The sequence below is a fragment of the Ruminococcus sp. AM31-15AC genome, assembly GCF_003462045.1.
GTDB lineage: Bacteria > Bacillota > Clostridia > Oscillospirales > Ruminococcaceae > Hominimerdicola > Hominimerdicola aceti.
In genome coordinates this window covers 12,074-28,784 of record NZ_QTYG01000024.1, presented here as the reverse complement: position 1 = coordinate 28,784, position 16,711 = coordinate 12,074, and the positions used below count along the sequence as shown (strand labels likewise).

17 protein-coding genes are annotated in these 16,711 nt (G+C 43.5%); 15 read left to right on the top strand and 2 right to left on the bottom strand.

The genetic code is table 11. The annotated features are described in order from the left end of the window. Positions 1-76: 76 nt before the first annotated feature. The 5 genes from DW793_RS08305 to DW793_RS08285 all read left to right on the top strand — a co-directional run bounded on the left by DW793_RS08305 (position 77) and on the right by DW793_RS08285 (position 5,706). A complete protein-coding gene (locus DW793_RS08305; RefSeq protein WP_117928025.1) occupies positions 77-1,948 on the top strand; it encodes an ABC transporter ATP-binding protein in 1,872 nt (623 codons plus the stop codon). Then, entirely contained in the window at positions 1,945-2,229 is a 285-nt protein-coding gene (locus tag DW793_RS08300; RefSeq protein ID WP_118157610.1) for a hypothetical protein, read from the top strand. The genes DW793_RS08305 and DW793_RS08300 overlap by 4 nt, the downstream gene beginning before the upstream one ends. Next, entirely contained in the window at positions 2,207-3,850 is a 1,644-nt protein-coding gene (locus DW793_RS08295) for an ABC transporter ATP-binding protein (protein ID WP_118157609.1), read from the top strand. Before DW793_RS08300 ends, DW793_RS08295 begins: the two co-directional genes overlap by 23 nt. Positions 3,851-4,479: 629 nt before the next feature. After that, complete coding sequence (locus DW793_RS08290) at positions 4,480-5,205, top strand: RsmE family RNA methyltransferase (RefSeq protein ID WP_252969753.1); 726 nt, start codon at positions 4,480-4,482, stop codon at positions 5,203-5,205. A 186-nt stretch (positions 5,206-5,391) separates the two neighbouring features. Further along, the gene (locus DW793_RS08285; RefSeq protein WP_022288631.1) at positions 5,392-5,706 is read left to right on the top strand and encodes a hypothetical protein; all 315 of its coding nucleotides are present in this window, start codon (positions 5,392-5,394) and stop codon (positions 5,704-5,706) included. A gap of 91 nt (positions 5,707-5,797) precedes the next feature. Here the strand turns inward: DW793_RS08285 and DW793_RS08280 are convergent, their stop codons facing one another. Together DW793_RS08280 and DW793_RS08275 are read right to left on the bottom strand one after the other, a co-directional pair. Further along, a complete protein-coding gene (locus DW793_RS08280) occupies positions 5,798-6,301 on the bottom strand; it encodes a CarD family transcriptional regulator (protein ID WP_181988324.1) in 504 nt (167 codons plus the stop codon). 180 nt (positions 6,302-6,481) lie between these two features. Continuing rightward, positions 6,482-6,703 (bottom strand): helix-turn-helix domain-containing protein, encoded by a 222-nt coding sequence (locus DW793_RS08275; protein ID WP_022288629.1) that lies wholly within the window; start codon positions 6,701-6,703, stop codon positions 6,482-6,484. A gap of 203 nt (positions 6,704-6,906) precedes the next feature. Here DW793_RS08275 and DW793_RS08270 point away from each other — a divergent pair, with 203 nt between their 5' ends. The 10 genes from DW793_RS08270 (at position 6,907) to atpB (ending at position 16,696) form a co-directional block, all read left to right on the top strand. Beyond that, the gene (locus DW793_RS08270) at positions 6,907-7,764 is read left to right on the top strand and encodes a hypothetical protein (RefSeq protein ID WP_117938421.1); all 858 of its coding nucleotides are present in this window, start codon (positions 6,907-6,909) and stop codon (positions 7,762-7,764) included. Positions 7,765-7,893: 129 nt separating this feature from the next. Further along, the gene (gene lepA, locus DW793_RS08265; protein ID WP_117877647.1) at positions 7,894-9,696 is read left to right on the top strand and encodes a translation elongation factor 4; all 1,803 of its coding nucleotides are present in this window, start codon (positions 7,894-7,896) and stop codon (positions 9,694-9,696) included. Between the two features lie 204 nt (positions 9,697-9,900). Next, positions 9,901-10,374, top strand: coding sequence for a hypothetical protein (locus DW793_RS08260; RefSeq protein WP_022288626.1), 474 nt, complete (start codon positions 9,901-9,903; stop codon positions 10,372-10,374). Next, a complete protein-coding gene (gene hemW / locus DW793_RS08255) occupies positions 10,371-11,468 on the top strand; it encodes a radical SAM family heme chaperone HemW (RefSeq protein ID WP_118157607.1) in 1,098 nt (365 codons plus the stop codon). The genes DW793_RS08260 and hemW overlap by 4 nt, the downstream gene beginning before the upstream one ends. Before the next feature lie 149 nt (positions 11,469-11,617). Continuing rightward, positions 11,618-12,616, top strand: a complete 999-nt coding sequence (locus DW793_RS08250) for an efflux RND transporter periplasmic adaptor subunit (RefSeq protein ID WP_118157606.1) — start codon at positions 11,618-11,620, stop codon at positions 12,614-12,616. Between the two features lie 133 nt (positions 12,617-12,749). Then, complete coding sequence (locus tag DW793_RS08245; RefSeq protein ID WP_117938419.1) at positions 12,750-13,601, top strand: hypothetical protein; 852 nt, start codon at positions 12,750-12,752, stop codon at positions 13,599-13,601. 269 nt (positions 13,602-13,870) lie between these two features. Next, positions 13,871-14,845: a hypothetical protein gene (locus tag DW793_RS08240; RefSeq protein ID WP_118123950.1), complete on the top strand. Its 975-nt coding sequence runs from the start codon at positions 13,871-13,873 to the stop codon at positions 14,843-14,845. A 129-nt stretch (positions 14,846-14,974) separates the two neighbouring features. Next, positions 14,975-15,247 carry a hypothetical protein gene (locus DW793_RS08235; protein ID WP_118157605.1) on the top strand — a complete coding sequence of 91 codons (273 nt, stop codon included), beginning with the start codon at positions 14,975-14,977 and terminating at the stop codon, positions 15,245-15,247. A 336-nt stretch (positions 15,248-15,583) separates the two neighbouring features. Further along, positions 15,584-15,967, top strand: coding sequence for a hypothetical protein (locus DW793_RS08230; protein WP_118157604.1), 384 nt, complete (start codon positions 15,584-15,586; stop codon positions 15,965-15,967). Then, positions 15,968-16,696, top strand: coding sequence for a F0F1 ATP synthase subunit A (atpB, locus tag DW793_RS08225; protein WP_118157603.1), 729 nt, complete (start codon positions 15,968-15,970; stop codon positions 16,694-16,696). Positions 16,697-16,711: the final 15 nt, after the last annotated feature.

Genomic DNA, 16,711 nt, shown 5'->3' with positions numbered 1-16,711 from the left:
TGCCGTATTTTGACCGTTCGTGCAGAAATCAACACGGGCGGTCTTTTTTGCTGTATGATGAATGTGAGGTGAGGATATGAAACGTGTAAAAATTGCAAAGTATACAAAAGAAAAACGCCAGAAAGCGCGTGACGAGTACAACAAAGAGCAAAGCAAGATAAAGTACAAGACCTTTGAAAATATGCGGTATACCCTTTATGAGCTTTGGAAAAGCCAGCCGATAATGCTGATGTTGATCGTATTGCATATATTTTCAAACGTTGCCGCCACGCTTTTTGATACGTTCACAAGCAAATATGTTGTTGAGCTTGCTCTGGGAACATCATCACGCATAAGGCTTGCTGTCATATGTCTGCTGCTTATAGTCGGCGAATTTATGTCAAAGTACATTGAAAATGAAACGAAAGATTACCGTGGATATGTGGGCTACTTTAAGTTTGTTCACCATATGACGAGAAAAATGCTCCGCAAGCATATGTCAACTGATTATGAAAACAACGAAAGTTGTGATAACAACAACCTAATGCAAAAAGCTCGGACAGGTTCAGACTACATAACCTATCAGACGGTTGATACTATTGAAGGCTTTCTTATGGCGCTGATACAGCTCGCAGCATATGGCGGTATACTTTCAATGCTTGACCCTATAATGATACTTATCGTCGGAGTTCCCGCCATTACGGTCTATTATCTTGAGCGGCACAAAATGAAATGGATATGGAACATGGCAGATAATTGGCAGCAGTATGATCGTGAGCTTGATTATATCGGCGACGCAGGCAGAGATTTTTCATCGGCAAAAGATGTACGCATTTTCGGAATGGACAAATGGTTCACAAAGATTTTCGACTGCTCATATGCAAACCGCTTGAATTGGTATGAACAGCAGGACGAATGGACATTTCGCCACAATGTGGTGTCAACTATCATCTTGCAGCTTGCAGATCTTGCCGCCTATGCTTATGTTATTTATATGGTAGTTAAAGGCAATATCGGCGCAGGCGACTTTGTGCTGTATTTCAATTCCTTATGGAATTTCGGTCATTCTGTCAGAGTTGCTTTTGACAAGTTCTCAGGTTTCAAATGGCTATCAAACAATACTTCCTATGCAAGACAATATCTCGATATGCCCGATAAAACAAATCGTGGCAAGGGCGAAAAACTTCCGACAGGGGAGTGCGAGCTTGAATTTAGGAACGTCAGCTACAAATATTCAGGCGCTGAAAAGCCGACTATCCAAAATATTTCATTTATTTTGCATAAGGGCGAAAAGCTTGCACTTGTGGGACTTAACGGCGCAGGAAAGACCACGCTTATAAAGCTTATGTGCGGACTTTATGACCCTACAGAGGGCGAGATACTTCTTAACGGAAAGCCTGTGAACAGCTATAATCGTGATGAATATTTCACACTTTTCGGCGCTGTTTTTCAGGATATCGCCCTGCTTGCGGTGACTATCGCTGAAAATATCGCAGGTGCAGATGCAGATAATTTTGACCGTGAAAGAGTTTATGACTGCCTAAAAAAGGCAGGGCTTTACGATAAAGTTATGAGCCTGCCCGAAAAGGAAAACACACGGCTTGTGAAGTCAGTTTTTGAAAATGCCACCGAGCTTTCAGGCGGTCAGACGCAAAAACTTGCTCTTGCAAGGGCATTGTATAAGGACGCACCGATACTTCTTCTTGACGAGCCCACCGCCGCCCTTGACCCTATCGCAGAGCAGGAGATGTATTTGAAATACGCCGATTTCACTAAAGGCAAATCAAGCGTTTTTATATCACACCGCCTTGCCTCAACAAGGTTCTGCGACAGGATAATAATGATAGAAAACGGCACTTTAACAGAAACAGGCACTCACGCTCAGCTTATGGCGCAGGGCGGAAAATACGCCGAGCTTTTTGAGCTTCAAAGTTCCTATTATAATGATAAGGGGGGTGCAGATAAATGAGTAAAAATAATAATAACAACGAAGAAAAGCTTTCCGCAAAGGAAAAACGTGAGATAATAAAGCGAACGCTGAAAGCAGTAAGGGTCGCCGACAGCGGTTATCTCATTAGAGATACTATTGAGTATGTGCTAGGCTTGCCACGGAATTTGTCTTTATATATCTGTCTGCCTTGTTATCGACGGGATTACGCAGTCAAAACCTGTTGGAACGCTGCTTTCTTATGCGGCGATAGTTGTTGGCGTGCAGGCTGTGATATTTATGATAAAGATGTTTCTTTTTAGGCGTTCAAGTTCTCAGACTTTTGCCAGAAGTACCAATCTGCATAAAAATCTTTGGCAGAAAGTAATGACAATGGATTTTGTCCGCCTTGAAAATACAGACACACAAAACAGATTTTCAAACGCAGATAATCAGGTCGAGAATAATAACGCAGGCATACCGGCATTGTGCAAATATGTCACATATTCTATCGGCGGACTATTTTTGATAATCACAGGTGTTATACTTATCATACCAATGGTTTTTGTAAAGCCTGTCACCACAGCAGGCTTCAGCGGTTTCATTCAGTCTATATGGGGCTTTCTTGCGGTAGTTATAATAACTGTTTTGCTTGAAATGCTCAAATCTTTGGTCATAAACCCTAAAGCGATACTTGGTTTTGAAAAGGTACAAAATGACAAAAAGGTCATTCAGGCAAACCGTGCAGATGGCTTTTTCAGTAATTACATTCTCCGCAATTATCGAAACGGCAAAGAGATAAGAATATATTCCCAGCAAGATCTTATTGATAAAGAGCTTGATAAAGCACGAGATGAGATAGCAGAGGGTTGGTTCAAAGCTTATAAGTCAGCTATGCTGCCGAATTTTCTTTGTCAGGTGGTCAATATCCTCATAAAGGCACTTATGTACGGCTTTGCGGTCATGAGGGCGGCAAGCGGAATGTTATCTCCAGGCGAGGTGATAGCTTTTGCACTGTACTTTGAAAAGATATCCGCAGGCGTTTCAGATCTTTCAGACTTTTACGGACTGCTGAAAATAACGCCGACTTTCTGCAAGAAATATTTTGACTTTCTTGATATTCCCGACGAAAAGTACAAGGGCACTATCCCTACGGAAAAGCGTGATGATAACGAATATGAATTTGAGTTCAAGCATGTCTGGTTCAAATATCCCGACAGCGAGGAATATACTCTTAAAGACATAAATCTGAAATGGCGAATTGGCGAGAAAATGGCTCTTGTGGGCAAGAACGGCTGCGGAAAATCGACGCTTGTTAAGCTGCTTTGCAGGCTGTACGATCCCACCGAGGGCGAGATAACGCTCAACGGAATTGATATCAGAAAATATAAATACGAAGAGTATATGGAGCTTTTCTCGGTGGTGTTTCAGGACAGCAAGCTGTTTTCGTTCAGCCTTGCGGAGAATGTTGCTGCCGATACGGAATATGACCCCGAGCGTGTGACAGACTGTGTTATCCGTGCTGGACTTGGCGACCGTCTTAAAACTATAGAGAACGGCATTGAAACCTGTCTTTACAAGGATTTTGATGAGAACGGTGTGGAAATTTCGGGCGGAGAGGCACAGAAGCTGTGTCTTGCAAGGGCGATATACAAAGGCTCGCCGTTTATAGTCCTTGACGAACCCACCGCAGCACTCGACCCTATATCTGAATATGACATCTACACAAAATTTAACAGCATTGTTGGAACAAGAACGGCTATCTACATTTCACATCGTCTGTCCTCCTGCCGTTTCTGCGATGATATAACAGTTCTTGACAATGGCCACATAATAGAGCGTGGCAGCCATGAAAAGCTTATCGCCAAAGGCGGAATATATACAGCAATGTGGGCGGCACAGGCGGAGTATTATAAAGATACGGCAGGGGAACTGTTTGCGTAATTTGGTTGAAAAGCCAATGCAAAGTAAAAGGCTCACCGAGCGAAGCGAGCAAAAGGTCCAGGGGTGAAACCCATTGCAGGGTCTAGGGACAGAGTCCCTAGCGGAGTAAATTTCTTGTTCGACTTCGCTCACAAGAAATGGGCAGAGCCTCAATAGGCGCAAGCCTACTAAGCGGCGTAGAAAGCAATAGAAGAATTGCAAATGAAAAATCAATCACAAAGCGGTGTCGGAGTGTAAATTCTGCACCGCTTTTGTAGTTTGTTTTACAAACTTTTCCTGCGATATACTCGACAGGACAAAAAAACACCCACAGAAAACTGTGGGTGCCAAAAAATAAAAAATTATAGGGGAGAAGCTAGTAGAAATTAATCTACAAGCTGTATATATGAAGGCTTGGGGTAAAAGCCTACATACCAAAATCAACTGCCGCTCTTGGAACTTTCCTCAGTGAGCCTTGTCCCTTGCGACAACTATATAATACCCTGCCCGTATGTACTGCGTATGAAAGTTTTGTGTTAGTTATGTGAACTTTGTTGAACAATTTTTGAAGGTGTGGTATACTATACCAAGAAGCGACGGAAGCGTCGTGAAAGTGCGTAAAATCGTGATTTGAGATTGGAGGACAGTGCTTGACACTGGTTGGGAATATGCCTAGATTTTTTGTTGACAGCGTATCGGGAAATACGATAACTATCAGAGGTAATGACGCTTATCATATCGGCAGAAGTTTGCGTATGAGAATTGGAGATATCATCACTGTTTGTGCGGACAGGGTGGAATACAGAGCAAAAATTCTGTCCATTTCTGATAAGGAAGTGGTTTGCGATGTGCTTTCTGCTGAGAAAAGCGAAAACGAGCCTACTGTGAATGTGGTGCTTTATCAGGCGTTGCCTAAGTCTGATAAAATGGATTTTATAGTGCAAAAGGCTGTGGAGCTTGGAGTATACAAGATAGTGCCTGTTATTACGGCGAGGTGCGTTTCAAGACCTGCAAAAAGCGGCTATGAAAAGCGTGTGGAGAGATACAATAAGATAGCTTTGGAAGCGGCGAAACAGTCGGGCAGGGGATATGTGCCTGAGGTGACGAATTTTATCAGCTTTGAGGAGTGCCTTGGTGAACTTAAAGAGTGCGATGAGAGCTTTATGTGTTACGAAAAGGGCGGTGTGAGCCTTAGCAAGACAGGCATTGCCCCTGTCAGTGAGGGCGAGGAAAAGACTATTGGCTTGTTTATCGGCTGTGAGGGCGGTTTCGAGAGCCATGAGGCGGAGAGCTGCAGTCAGGCAGGGGTCACTATAGTGAGTCTTGGACCTAGGATACTGCGCTGTGAGACCGCTCACTGGCGGCTCTTAGCGTGATAATGAGCCTTACGGGAAATATGTAGCGGTGGGCAATTTGTCAAAGCTTACTGAGATTTTTTGAGCAGGTTGTATAAAAAATCAGTATTTTTTGTAAACGTCTTGATTTTTTATAACAAATATGCTATACTGTAGATAATCTGAACACAGTTCAGAGTGGAATATTCAGAAAAGGAGCGTTTTATTATGGCAAGCGGATTGAAAGTTATAGCTGCACTCGGTGCGATCGCTGCAGGAGCTGCTGCTATTTTTGCATTTAAAAAGCACAAGGAGCTTGAAAATTACGATTACGAAGATCTCGACGAGGATTTCGACGATTGCTGCGGCTGCGACGAGTGCTCTGACGAGGCTGATGAAGCTGACAAGGCAGAGGACGCTGAGAAGTCTGAGGAAAAGGCTGAAGAGCCTGCTGAGGACGAGGCTGCAACTGAGGAGGACGCCGACGTTGAAGTTCAGCTCGACGCTATCGAGGAGCCTGTTGAGGACGTTGACAAGGAATAATCGAGTATTGTTTATGAAAATAAAAAGGACAAGCCACTGTGGTTTGTCCTTTTTTTAGTTTGCCGATATTATTTGTGTCATTTGTATGTATTTAGGCTTTGCTCAGGCGGGTTTCTATAAAGTCGAAGACCTCGTCTTGGGATATGCCCAGGACGGCTGAAAACTCATCGAAAAGAAGATTTTCAGCGTTTTTGAAAAATCGCTCGTCCAATGAATGGAGATGTCTGCCCTTCGCAATAAGATGTTTCTGTCTGAGATACAATGTTCTCACAAGCTGTGCAAGTCGCTTTCTGTCGCCGCTTTCAAGTATCTGTGAATAAAGCTCGGCACGCTCGCTGCTGCTTTCTTTCCAAAGGGAACTCTCCTCGGGCATTTCTTTTATGATCTCCTCTATCTCCTCCCCTGTGAGCAGAGGTTTGAACTTTGTTTTAAGCTCGTCATTATCCAGTGGCACATACAAGGTGGAATTGATTTGGTGGACAGGCTTTAGAACTATGTAGCGCTTTTTCTGACCCTTGACGGTCTGTTCGCACTCGCCCTCGACTTTGCACACTCCGGTTGTACCGTATGATATGACGTCGCCTTTTTTTAGCATTTTTAACGCTCCTTCCTCATTAAATCGTGAATACAACTTTATTTTGTTTCTTATATACATTATAACACTTTTTTTCTAAAAATGTCATAGGCAATTTTAACAAATCCTACATAGGAGAGGATTGTATAAATGTGTATGAAATGGGTTGCAAAAAAGGCGGAAAGAGATGTTCTTTCCGCTTTACATATCTTTATAGTAGGTCTTGTTTTTGGTTAGTCCCAGAAGATAGTCTACATTTGTTTTGTGATATTCAGCTAGGGCTATGAGGATATCCGTGGGAATATCACGCTGTCCTAGTTCGTAGTTGCTGTAAGCTTGCTGTGAGCAATGGAGTATTTTTGCCATATCGTTTTGTTTAAGGTCTGCATCTTCTCGCATATCTCGTATTCTTTGAAAAACCATGCGGCGCTCCATTCCTTTCTGATAGTCTATATTTAATATATCATACAACATTATGTTGTGCTTTTCTTACTATATTATGTTGTAAAAACACTATGGCTGTTTGTGGGTATTTAACAAAATATTTATAAATGTCGAAAATATTGTTGACTTGCATAGGAGAATGTTGTAAAATAAATTTATTAAAGAAATATGGAGGTAACATTATGAAAAAAATATCTGCTCTTTTATTGGCAGTAGTAATGGCTTTTGGCATGGCAGGCTGTTCTGACAGCGGGTCTTCCGACAGTGATAAGGAAAGCTCGGCTGCGGCTGTGCAGACGGAAAGCAGTGCCGCTGACTCTTCGGAAGATACAACAGAAACAACGACGACCACTACAACTGCTCCTGCGGTAACGGAATCGTCACAGGCTGAGGCGGTTGACACAAGCACAGCTGACGAAAACAAGCCTGCAAGCGGTGACAGCAACGATATTGCGGCTAGTGCTATAGAGCCGTCTGAAACAAGCGAGGAAAATCTTGCGCCTATCGGTCAGTGGATAAAGACTACCATATACTGTCCTACAGATAAAATTTATCACACTATTTATACAAGGATAACAAAGGTAGTTAGCAAGAGCGAGGACGCAGATTATGTAAACAAAGCTATCGAGCTTAACAACTCTGTTGGCAGTGATTTTTATAAGATAGACGAGAGCGAGCTGAAAATACCTGATGACTGTGAGCTTTGCGTTATGGAATATGAGGTCTATGTTCCTGAGGATTTCCCTAGCGATGAATGGGGCATAATCTCTCCTGATGTAAACTATTCTGCTTCCAACAAGGGCGGCGGAGGAATACCTTCTGCTGACGGAGCTTCTACTTATATCGGCATGGGCGGAACTACTGAGCTTCTTACACAGAAAAAGAACGAATATTTTGTTGGAAATACATACAAGTATGTAAACCTTTTCCTTATGGTAAAGGGCTACAAGGATTATAAGTTCACATTCAGCTCTTATCCAGAGGGAACAACTTCTGACAGCTCTGATGACGCTGTAACGGCATATATCAGCGCAGAATAACATATGATTTTTGGGCAGGCACGTTGTGTCTGCCTTTTTTCTTTGCGGAGAAATTGACAATGTGGGGCAAGCGTGTTATAATAAAGTATTATGGAAAAGTATACTTGTCTGAGAGAGGAAAAACAGTAAATGAACGAAAATAATATACGAAATTTCTGCATTATAGCTCATATAGACCACGGCAAATCTACTCTTGCCGACAGAATTTTGGAGCTGACCGATACTGTGAAGCTGAGAGATATGGAAAATCAGCTTCTCGATAATATGGATATCGAGCGTGAAAGAGGTATCACTATCAAAGCTCGTGCGGTGCGCCTTAATTATCACGCTGACGACGGGCAGGACTATGTTTTCAACCTTATCGACACCCCAGGTCACGTTGACTTCAACTATGAGGTGTCACGTTCTCTTGCCGCCTGCGAGGGTGCATTGCTTATCGTTGACGCTTCCCAGGGTATAGAAGCGCAGACCCTTGCAAACACTTATCTTGCTATCGAACATGACCTCGAGGTAGTGCCTGTTATAAACAAGATAGACCTGCCGTCCGCTGACCCTGAAAGGGCTTGCACAGAGGTGGAGAACGTTATAGGTATTCCTGCTATGGACGCTCCGAGAATATCAGCTAAAATGGGTACGAACGTCAAAGAGGTGCTTGAACGTGTCGTAAAGGATATACCAAGCCCAAAGGGCGACGAGAACGCTCCGCTTAAGGCTCTTATTTTCGACAGCTATTATGACCAGTACAAGGGAGTTATCATATACTGTCGTGTGAAAGAGGGGCATATAAAGGCCGGCGATACTATCAGGCTTATGGCAACGGGGGCTGAATTTCAGACGGTGGAGATAGGCTATATGGGTGCAACTGACCTTGTGCCTGTGGGCGAGCTTCATGCAGGCGAGGTAGGATATATCGCTGCTTCTATCAAGGATATTGGCGACACTCGTGTGGGCGATACTGTGACAAATGCGGCTGAGCCTTGCGCTGAGGCACTCCCTGGATATAAGAAAGTAAACCCTATGGTATACTGCGGAATCTATCCTGCGGACGGAGCAAAATATCCTGACCTTCGTGACGCTTTGGAAAAGCTTATGCTCAATGACGCTTCACTGTCCTTCGAGCCTGAAACTTCAATTGCACTGGGCTTTGGTTTCAGATGTGGATTCCTCGGACTTCTGCACATGGAGATAATCCAGGAGCGTTTGGAGAGAGAATATAATCTCGACCTTATCACAACTGCTCCGTCGGTTATCTACAAGGTAAATCTGACTAACGGCGAAACTGTGTTCATAGATAACCCGACAAATTATCCTGATGTGGCAAATATTGCATCGGCGGAAGAACCGATAGTTAATGCACATATTTATACGCCGTCTGAATATGTTGGAAATATAATGGAGCTTTGTCAGGACAGACGTGGCGTATACAAGGATATGAAGTATATAGACGAAACTAGAGTTGACCTGCATTATCAGCTTCCCCTCAACGAGATAGTTTATGACTTCTTTGACGCATTGAAATCACGCACAAAGGGCTATGCTTCATTTGACTATGAGATGATGGGCTATGCGAAGTCTAAGCTTGTGAAGCTTGATATACTCCTTAACGGCGAGGTGGTGGACGCACTTTCATTCATCGTACACGAGGATAAGGCTTATTCAAGGGGCAGAAGACTGACGGAAAAGCTGAAAGAGAATATACCAAGACAGCTTTTTGAAATACCTGTGCAGGCGGCTATCGGCGGAAAGATAATAGCCAGAGAAACTATCAAGGCTATGAGAAAAGACGTGCTTGCTAAGTGCTATGGCGGAGATATCACAAGAAAGAAGAAACTTTTGGAGAAGCAAAAAGAAGGAAAGAAGCGAATGAGACAGCTTGGATCTGTGTCAGTGCCGCAGGAAGCGTTTATGTCGGTGCTGAAGCTGGACGAGTAGTGTAGTTTAAGTGAGGAGTGAGGAGTGAGGAATGGCGAAGCCATACCGAGCAAATCACCAATACAAAGTAGAGAAAACACCGAGCGGAGCGATTTTGCGGTGGTAGAATTTTGGTGTAGGGGCTGGCGCCCTCGACAGCCCGTTCGGAGAGTGGATAGGTTTTGGTTTATACAAATATATCAACATTTTTTGAAAGGAGCAGCTATGCCTGATATACAAAAGTCTATGAAATTGTCGCTGGCTTTCGGGCTGAGCGGTGCGGTGATATTGCCTGTGCTTTATGAGGTGTATGCCAATATCTCTGCGGCGGCTGGGCTTGTGCTTATCGCTGTGTGGGCGGTGTGTGCAGGAGCTAAATTCTCGGCACTTAAATTCAAGGAAGCTTTTATGGGCATGGTATGCACACTTGCTTATGCAGGTATTCTTGGCGTTATCTGCTATATCGTTATCCACCCCAAAGTTTCCGATATGCTAAACAGGCGGTCGGTGTATTTTCAGCTCAGTTTGAAACAGCAGGCTTATTTCGTGCTTTATGCGGTGCTTATAAGCCTTTGTATGTTCCTTGTGTGGGGCGGTATATTTGGTGTGAAAAAGGCGATAGAGAGATTTCGGCTCAACCGTGAAAAAACAGGAGAGTATATCGACAAGGCTTTTGATGATGACGAGGATATGCTATGACGGGAATTTATATCCATGTGCCTTTCTGTAAAAGAAAATGCCCTTACTGTGACTTCTATTCCGTTTGCAGGCCTGAGCTTTATGAGGACTACACGCAGGCTGTGTGCCGCAATATTGAGGCTTTCAAGGGCAGGGACATAAAATGCGATACTATTTACTTCGGTGGCGGTACGCCCTCTGTGCTGTCGGCTGAACAGGTTGACAGGATAATAGATACGGCAGGAAAGTGCTTTGATCTTTGCCAGCCTGAAATAACCTTGGAGGCTAATCCCAGCTCTGCGGACAGGGAGAAGATGTCAGGGTGGAGAAAATCAGGGGTAACAAGGCTTTCTTTTGGCGTTCAATCGGCTAATGACAGGGAGCTTGGCTTCTTGGGCAGGCTTCATGACTTTTCTCAGGCAAAGTCGGCTGTGGAAACGGCGGCTCAGGTGGGATTTAGGCACATCTCATGCGATATCATGCTCGGGGTAAAGGGTCAGACCCTTGAGAGCCTTTGGGACAGCATAGAGAGCCTTACGGCACTCCCTGTTGATCATATTTCAGCTTATATGCTGAAAATAGAAAAGGGTACGGCTTTTGATTGTGATGAGATGAGAAACGCTGTGGCTGATGACGATATGCTGTGCGATATGTATTTGCAAACTGTGGGACAGCTTGCAAGCAAGGGCTTCTTACAGTATGAAATATCAAATTTTGCCAAAGAAGGCGGAAAATCACGGCACAATCTTAAATATTGGCACGGGGAAGAATATATAGGCATTGGCCCGTCGGCACATTCTTTCTTTGATAATGAGAGATATTACTGCAAGAGCGATGTTGAGGAGTTTATTTCTGACAAGGTGCAGAGCATGGTGGTGCTTGAGGACGACCCTGACAAGGCAGAGGAGTATGTCATGCTGGGGTTAAGGCTCACGGAGGGCATTGACATAGGTAAAGCCGAGGAGCTTGGCGGCAAAGAGCTTGGGGAGAATATCCGCAAGAAGGCGGCTTTGTTTCAGAAACAGGGGCTTTGCGTGGTCGAAAAGGGTATTTTAAGGCTTACGCCTGCGGGATTTCTGGCTTCAAACTCTATTATCGGTGAGCTGCTGTGGTAAACCTGTATAAATATAGGCAGACAGTGTTGTGCAGTTATACAATAGATATACGATATGTAGGGGATAAGCTTGAAAAATGACGGAAAATGTGGTATAATTCACTGCGGCGGAGTGTGTCCGCAGTTTTATATTACCGAGAGGGCTTTTTTATGAAAAGTATAAGATTTATTGCTTTGATCTCAGCAGCGGCAATGTGTTTCGGACTTTGCGCCTGCGGAAAGTCGGAGAAAAAAGACGAGATAGCTGTGCCTATTCTTGAAACTAAGGATATAACATATAAGACGGTAAAAGCTGAGATAGGAGATATCTCTCAGGAGTATCATCAGGAGGGTGTTTATGATTACCCTTACAGTGAAACTGTCACCTTTAAGGCAAGCGGTCAGATAAAGTCTATAGATGTGGAGTCGCCTTGTGATGTGAAAAAGGGTGACCTGCTTTGCACACTTTATTCTGACGATGTGGACGAACAGATAGAAGAGGAAGAAATAAGGCTCAATCAGGCGAAGCAGACGGTTGCTACATTGCAGGCGAACGGTGCTGACTACAGTGAGATACAGCTTTCTCAGTATGACTTGCAGATAGAACAGCTCAAATATGACAGTCTTGTGGCGTCCTTGGAGGATTATAAGGTTTACGCTCCATGTGACGGACAGTTTGATCTTGCAGACAGACGTGGTCAGGAGCTGACAGCGTTCATGCCGGTGAATAAGGGCGAGGTGCTTGGGTATACTTCCGATAAATCACAAAAGGCTCTTTGCGTGTCTGTGTTTGATAACGCGCTCACAAACGTCAATTTTGGCACTGCAGTGCAGATAGTGCAGGGTGCCAATACGATGGGCGGCACTGTGACGGATATAATCTACAATGAGAGCGGAGATTTCTCGGCGTATGTTTATGTTATAACCCCTGACGAGGAGAACGATATGCTGGATCTTGGCGGCATAGAGGTTGCCTTTGACGTGTATTCAAGGCTTGATACTGTGATAGTTCCGCAGAAGGCGGTGAAGAAGCTTGATGGACGCAACTATGTGAACCTGCTTGTGGACGGCGTAAAGATAGAGCAGGACGTAGAGCTTGGCATCGAGGACAACGACAACGTTGAGATACTTTCGGGACTCAGCGGCGGTGAAGAGATAATACTCAATTGACGGCATTCAGCCAACTAAATACTATTTGATATGTCTGATTTGTGTTTTAAGAAAAAATAAAGAAATAAAGCACTTGATTTTTTGCGTAATTTCGTGTAAAATAAAAGAACAGAGTGTCTAGGGAGGACTAAAAATGAAGGATTTTTTATCTAACGTATGGGTAAAGCGAGCGGTATCAGTTTTCAATGTCGCTTACTTTGCTGTAATAACTCTGCTCACTTATGCAACGTTCCTGTATGATCTGGAGTTTGCGGCAGGCAGAGAAAAGTCGTTTTTCACAGTGTATGTGGTGCTTAACGTAGTTTTTATGGGACTTATGCTCTTTTCAAGACGTGAGCTTGTGACGGAGATACTGAGCATACTCATGCTTCCGGTCGTGTTCTGCATGATACTTTTCAACATGGGCGACTGGATATTGATAGTTCCGCCGTTCATTGTTGCTATCATAATGTTCTTTGCGGCAGGCACGAACGAAACTGTAAAGGTTATAATGGGTACGATATACCTGCTTATGTATGTTCTTGGAATAGTTGCTTACTTTGTGCTTAATATCCTTTTCGGCGGAACGTCTGTTGAAACTGTACTAAATTCTGATCTTGATACATCTTCAAGCGTTTATGCTCTCTACAGAGATAACTTCAAGAAGCTCACTGAAGTAACGTCAGAATCAAATACCATATCGCCTGACGGTCAGTATCAGATAATACTTTACGATGTAAAGGACAGCGACAAGGGTGCTGTTAAGATATGCGTAGTGCCATACAATCAGGATATCGAGCTTAAATTCTTTACTCTTAAGCAGAAAGGTATCAAAAAGACAATTTCCAACAAGGGCATAAGAGGAACAGTTCCTGATGTTGGCTGGGTAGAGGAGGACGGAGTCCTCAAGGTGCAGTACAGACTTTCGGAGGCTGACGATCTGAGAGCTACTTCTGTCACAACAATGCCGGATAAGCAGTATTTCCAGTTCCTTGGTATTCAATAAGATCGCAAGACCGTCTGAGAAGGCGGTCTTTTTTTGTTAAAAATGGCTGTCAATAAGAGTTTATTCATAAAAAGCGTGTGGCTATTTTGGTGAAAACGCTTAGTTTGTATTACAAAACAGTTACATTATATGAAAAGTTGTATGGTACGCTTGACAGTTTTGTTAAAAAGGTGTAAAATATTAATAGTGTTTTATAGCGTTTCGATACTTGTGTGAACGGCTATGAAAGCGTTTACATACAATAGTATCAAGGGAGGATAAGAATTAAGATGAGATCAAAGAGAATACTTGGCATGGTATCAGCGATAATGATGCTTGGCGTTTGTGCTGTGCCTGCTTATGCCGACAGTGAGGCTGAAATACCTGAATATAGTGCCGACAAGAGTATCCTTACAACAGATACTTCAGCACCGTCCTTGTCGTTTGATATGAAGGATTGGGAGAGATATATCAAGGTGACTCCTGACGGAGAGAAGATATCAGTGGGAGCATCCCAGGAAAAGACCTATGCTTATCAGGGCGCAAGCCTTAAGATAACAGCAACGCAGCCTAATGACATAAGCGATTATTGTACTTATGCTTCGCTTATAAGAGATGACGATAAGAATTTGGTTTATCCCGGCTCTGAATCTGAAGATGCGCCTTATATAACGATGGGCGTTGAGATCGACGCCAAGGATTTTGGCATGACTTGTTTTGACGGCTGTATGATCTCTTTCAAGTATAGGATAAATCAGGACGCTCAGGGCAAGCTTATGGGAGATTCTGTGTTTGCTTTTCCTTGTACTGAGGAATACAAAAAGGTGACCAGCAATAGTGTTCAGCTTGAAATAAATACAGATGCAAGCAATAATGTTACTCAGTATGCGACAGCGCTTATACCGGTACCTGACGAGTGCGGAGCAACAAAGTTCATTTTTGAGATACCGGTTATCAAGAAAATGGATAAGACAGATGTGCTTTATATTGATAATCTTGTAATAGATACTCCGCTGCAAAAAAATGGTGAAGATCTTCAGGTAATGAATCTCGATGGCTACAATAAAAGTGCAAAGGCACAGGAGATCGTGCAGGGCTTAAAGGTGCAGCCTAAGTCAAACGGACTGAGCAGCACTTCGTCATCTGAGGCTGAATCTTCAAAGGGTATCGGAGTAGTAGGCATTGTAGTTATTGTGGTCGTTGCGGCGGTTATTGTAGGTGCTGTTATTTTCGTTATCAAGAAAAAGAGATCGCAGTTCTATTAATTTTTTGATCTGACAGAGAGATGGGCATTTGGCTCATCTCTTTTTTGTTTTTTATGAATATATCTTCATCTCCGAGAAATAATAGCATTAGCCTGAAATGGCATATCTTATACTGAAAGGAACTTAATTATGAAAAAAATGTTCGCTATGCTAACTTGTCTCGGTCTTTGCGGTGTTATGCTCGCAGGCTGTTCAAGAAATGACGATAACTCAGGTTCGACATCTTCCGGTGTTACTGCGACCACAACTTCTAAAAATGAGGTCACAAGCAGACGTGATGACAGCGACACTCTTGTGAGCCGTGTCGGCGATGGTATCAAGGACACAGTAAGCGGTGGTGCGGATATTATTGATGATACTGTAAGCACTGCAGAAAGCGTTGTTGACGATATCCTCAGATAAGCCGCACATATGCTTGCGGACTGCTCAGCCGTGATATTATATCGGCTTGTGGCAGTCCGTTTTTTATTGTAGAATAGTATGATAAAACTCAAACAATATCAAAAATCAAAGATTGACTATTGATAAATTATTAACGCTGAATTATAATTAACTAATTATTTGACTAACTATGAACAAAATGTAAAGCCTGTGTAAAATAAATGTTTAAGTTTGCGGTTTGCTCTTTAAAAATGTAGGGCTGTGTGGTATAATGAAATACATCAGGCAGATATTTTCTGCTGTTAAGAAAATGTAAAGATTTATGGTGGATTTCTTTATGAAAATCGGAGAAAATAAGTGAAAAATATAGGCTCTGAGCTTGGCGGCTTGCTGAAAAAAATATGCTTATGGGGCGGTGTTATGGCTGCCGTATGCTGGGCATTTACTTTGCTGTGGGGCTTTGACATCACACAGCTTGCGGGCTTTGCATTGGGCTGGGGCTATATGTGCCTTTGTATGTACTACCTTGGTGTGACCTGCGAAAAGGCTGTGGAGCTTGATGGCAAAAAGGCTAAACGCACAATGCTTGGGTGTTACATGACTAGGTATGGAGTGCTTTTTGTGCTTTGTGCGGGGGCTATGCTCACAAAGGCAGTAAGTCCAGTTGGGATTCTTCTGCCGCAGTTTTATCCGAGGATGATTCTGTATGTCATACAGATAAGAGAAAGAAGGGATAAATAAATGACGGGTATAGGAAACGGCCCTAAGATAGTGTTTGAGATAGGCAGTCTGAGGATCACCGAAACGGTGGTGATGGGCTGGCTTATTATAGCTGCGGTGCTCATATTGTGCTTGTGGCTCACTCATGACCTGAAAAAAGTGCCTGTGAAAAAACGTCAGGTGGTTGCGGAGATGCTTGTGAACTTCGTCAACAACATGGTCAAAGAGAACATGGGCGTTAAGATGATGAAGTATGCCCCTTATATTGCTACGCTGCTTATTTATGCGGTGTTTGGCGCTCTTATCAGTATGATAGGTCTGAGGTCTATGACTGCGGACATCAATGTTACGGCAACGTGGGCGCTTATGACATTCGTGCTTATCACATACAACAAGATAAAAGCGAATGGTTTCAAGGGCTACCTTAAAAGCTTTGCACAGCCTGTTGCTTTCATTCTGCCGCTTAATATCATCAGCGAGGTGGCTACACCTGCGTCTATGGCGTTCCGTCTTTTTGGTAACGTTGCAGGCGGCATGGTAATAATGGGACTGCTTTATGGTGCACTTGGCTCGCTGTCATCTGCACTGGGTCTGACTTTTGAGGCAGGCTCATGGGCGTTCAGCGTATTTCAGGTAGGTATACCTGCGGTGCTTAGCGTGTATTTCGACCTGTTCTCAGGGTGCATACAGGCTTATATCTTCTCCATGCTCACCATGGTAAACGTTGGTGCGGCAGCAGAAACAGAGTAAATTACCGCTTTGGCG

Excerpts from the sequence above, each read along its gene's own strand:
- DW793_RS08305 (WP_117928025.1), top strand. The coding sequence starts at position 77 with ATGAAACGTGTAAAAATTGCAAAGTATACAAAAGAAAAACGCCAGAAA.
- DW793_RS08300 (WP_118157610.1), top strand. The coding sequence starts at position 1,945 with ATGAGTAAAAATAATAATAACAACGAAGAAAAGCTTTCCGCAAAGGAA.
- DW793_RS08295 (WP_118157609.1), top strand. The coding sequence starts at position 2,207 with ATGATAAAGATGTTTCTTTTTAGGCGTTCAAGTTCTCAGACTTTTGCC.
- DW793_RS08285 (WP_022288631.1), top strand. The coding sequence starts at position 5,392 with ATGGCAAGCGGATTGAAAGTTATAGCTGCACTCGGTGCGATCGCTGCA.
- DW793_RS08280 (WP_181988324.1), bottom strand. The coding sequence starts at position 6,301 with ATGCTAAAAAAAGGCGACGTCATATCATACGGTACAACCGGAGTGTGC.
- DW793_RS08275 (WP_022288629.1), bottom strand. The coding sequence starts at position 6,703 with ATGGTTTTTCAAAGAATACGAGATATGCGAGAAGATGCAGACCTTAAA.
- DW793_RS08270 (WP_117938421.1), top strand. The coding sequence starts at position 6,907 with ATGAAAAAAATATCTGCTCTTTTATTGGCAGTAGTAATGGCTTTTGGC.
- lepA (WP_117877647.1), top strand. The coding sequence starts at position 7,894 with ATGAACGAAAATAATATACGAAATTTCTGCATTATAGCTCATATAGAC.
- DW793_RS08260 (WP_022288626.1), top strand. The coding sequence starts at position 9,901 with ATGCCTGATATACAAAAGTCTATGAAATTGTCGCTGGCTTTCGGGCTG.
- hemW (WP_118157607.1), top strand. The coding sequence starts at position 10,371 with ATGACGGGAATTTATATCCATGTGCCTTTCTGTAAAAGAAAATGCCCT.
- DW793_RS08250 (WP_118157606.1), top strand. The coding sequence starts at position 11,618 with ATGAAAAGTATAAGATTTATTGCTTTGATCTCAGCAGCGGCAATGTGT.
- DW793_RS08245 (WP_117938419.1), top strand. The coding sequence starts at position 12,750 with ATGAAGGATTTTTTATCTAACGTATGGGTAAAGCGAGCGGTATCAGTT.
- DW793_RS08240 (WP_118123950.1), top strand. The coding sequence starts at position 13,871 with ATGAGATCAAAGAGAATACTTGGCATGGTATCAGCGATAATGATGCTT.
- DW793_RS08235 (WP_118157605.1), top strand. The coding sequence starts at position 14,975 with ATGAAAAAAATGTTCGCTATGCTAACTTGTCTCGGTCTTTGCGGTGTT.
- atpB (WP_118157603.1), top strand. The coding sequence starts at position 15,968 with ATGACGGGTATAGGAAACGGCCCTAAGATAGTGTTTGAGATAGGCAGT.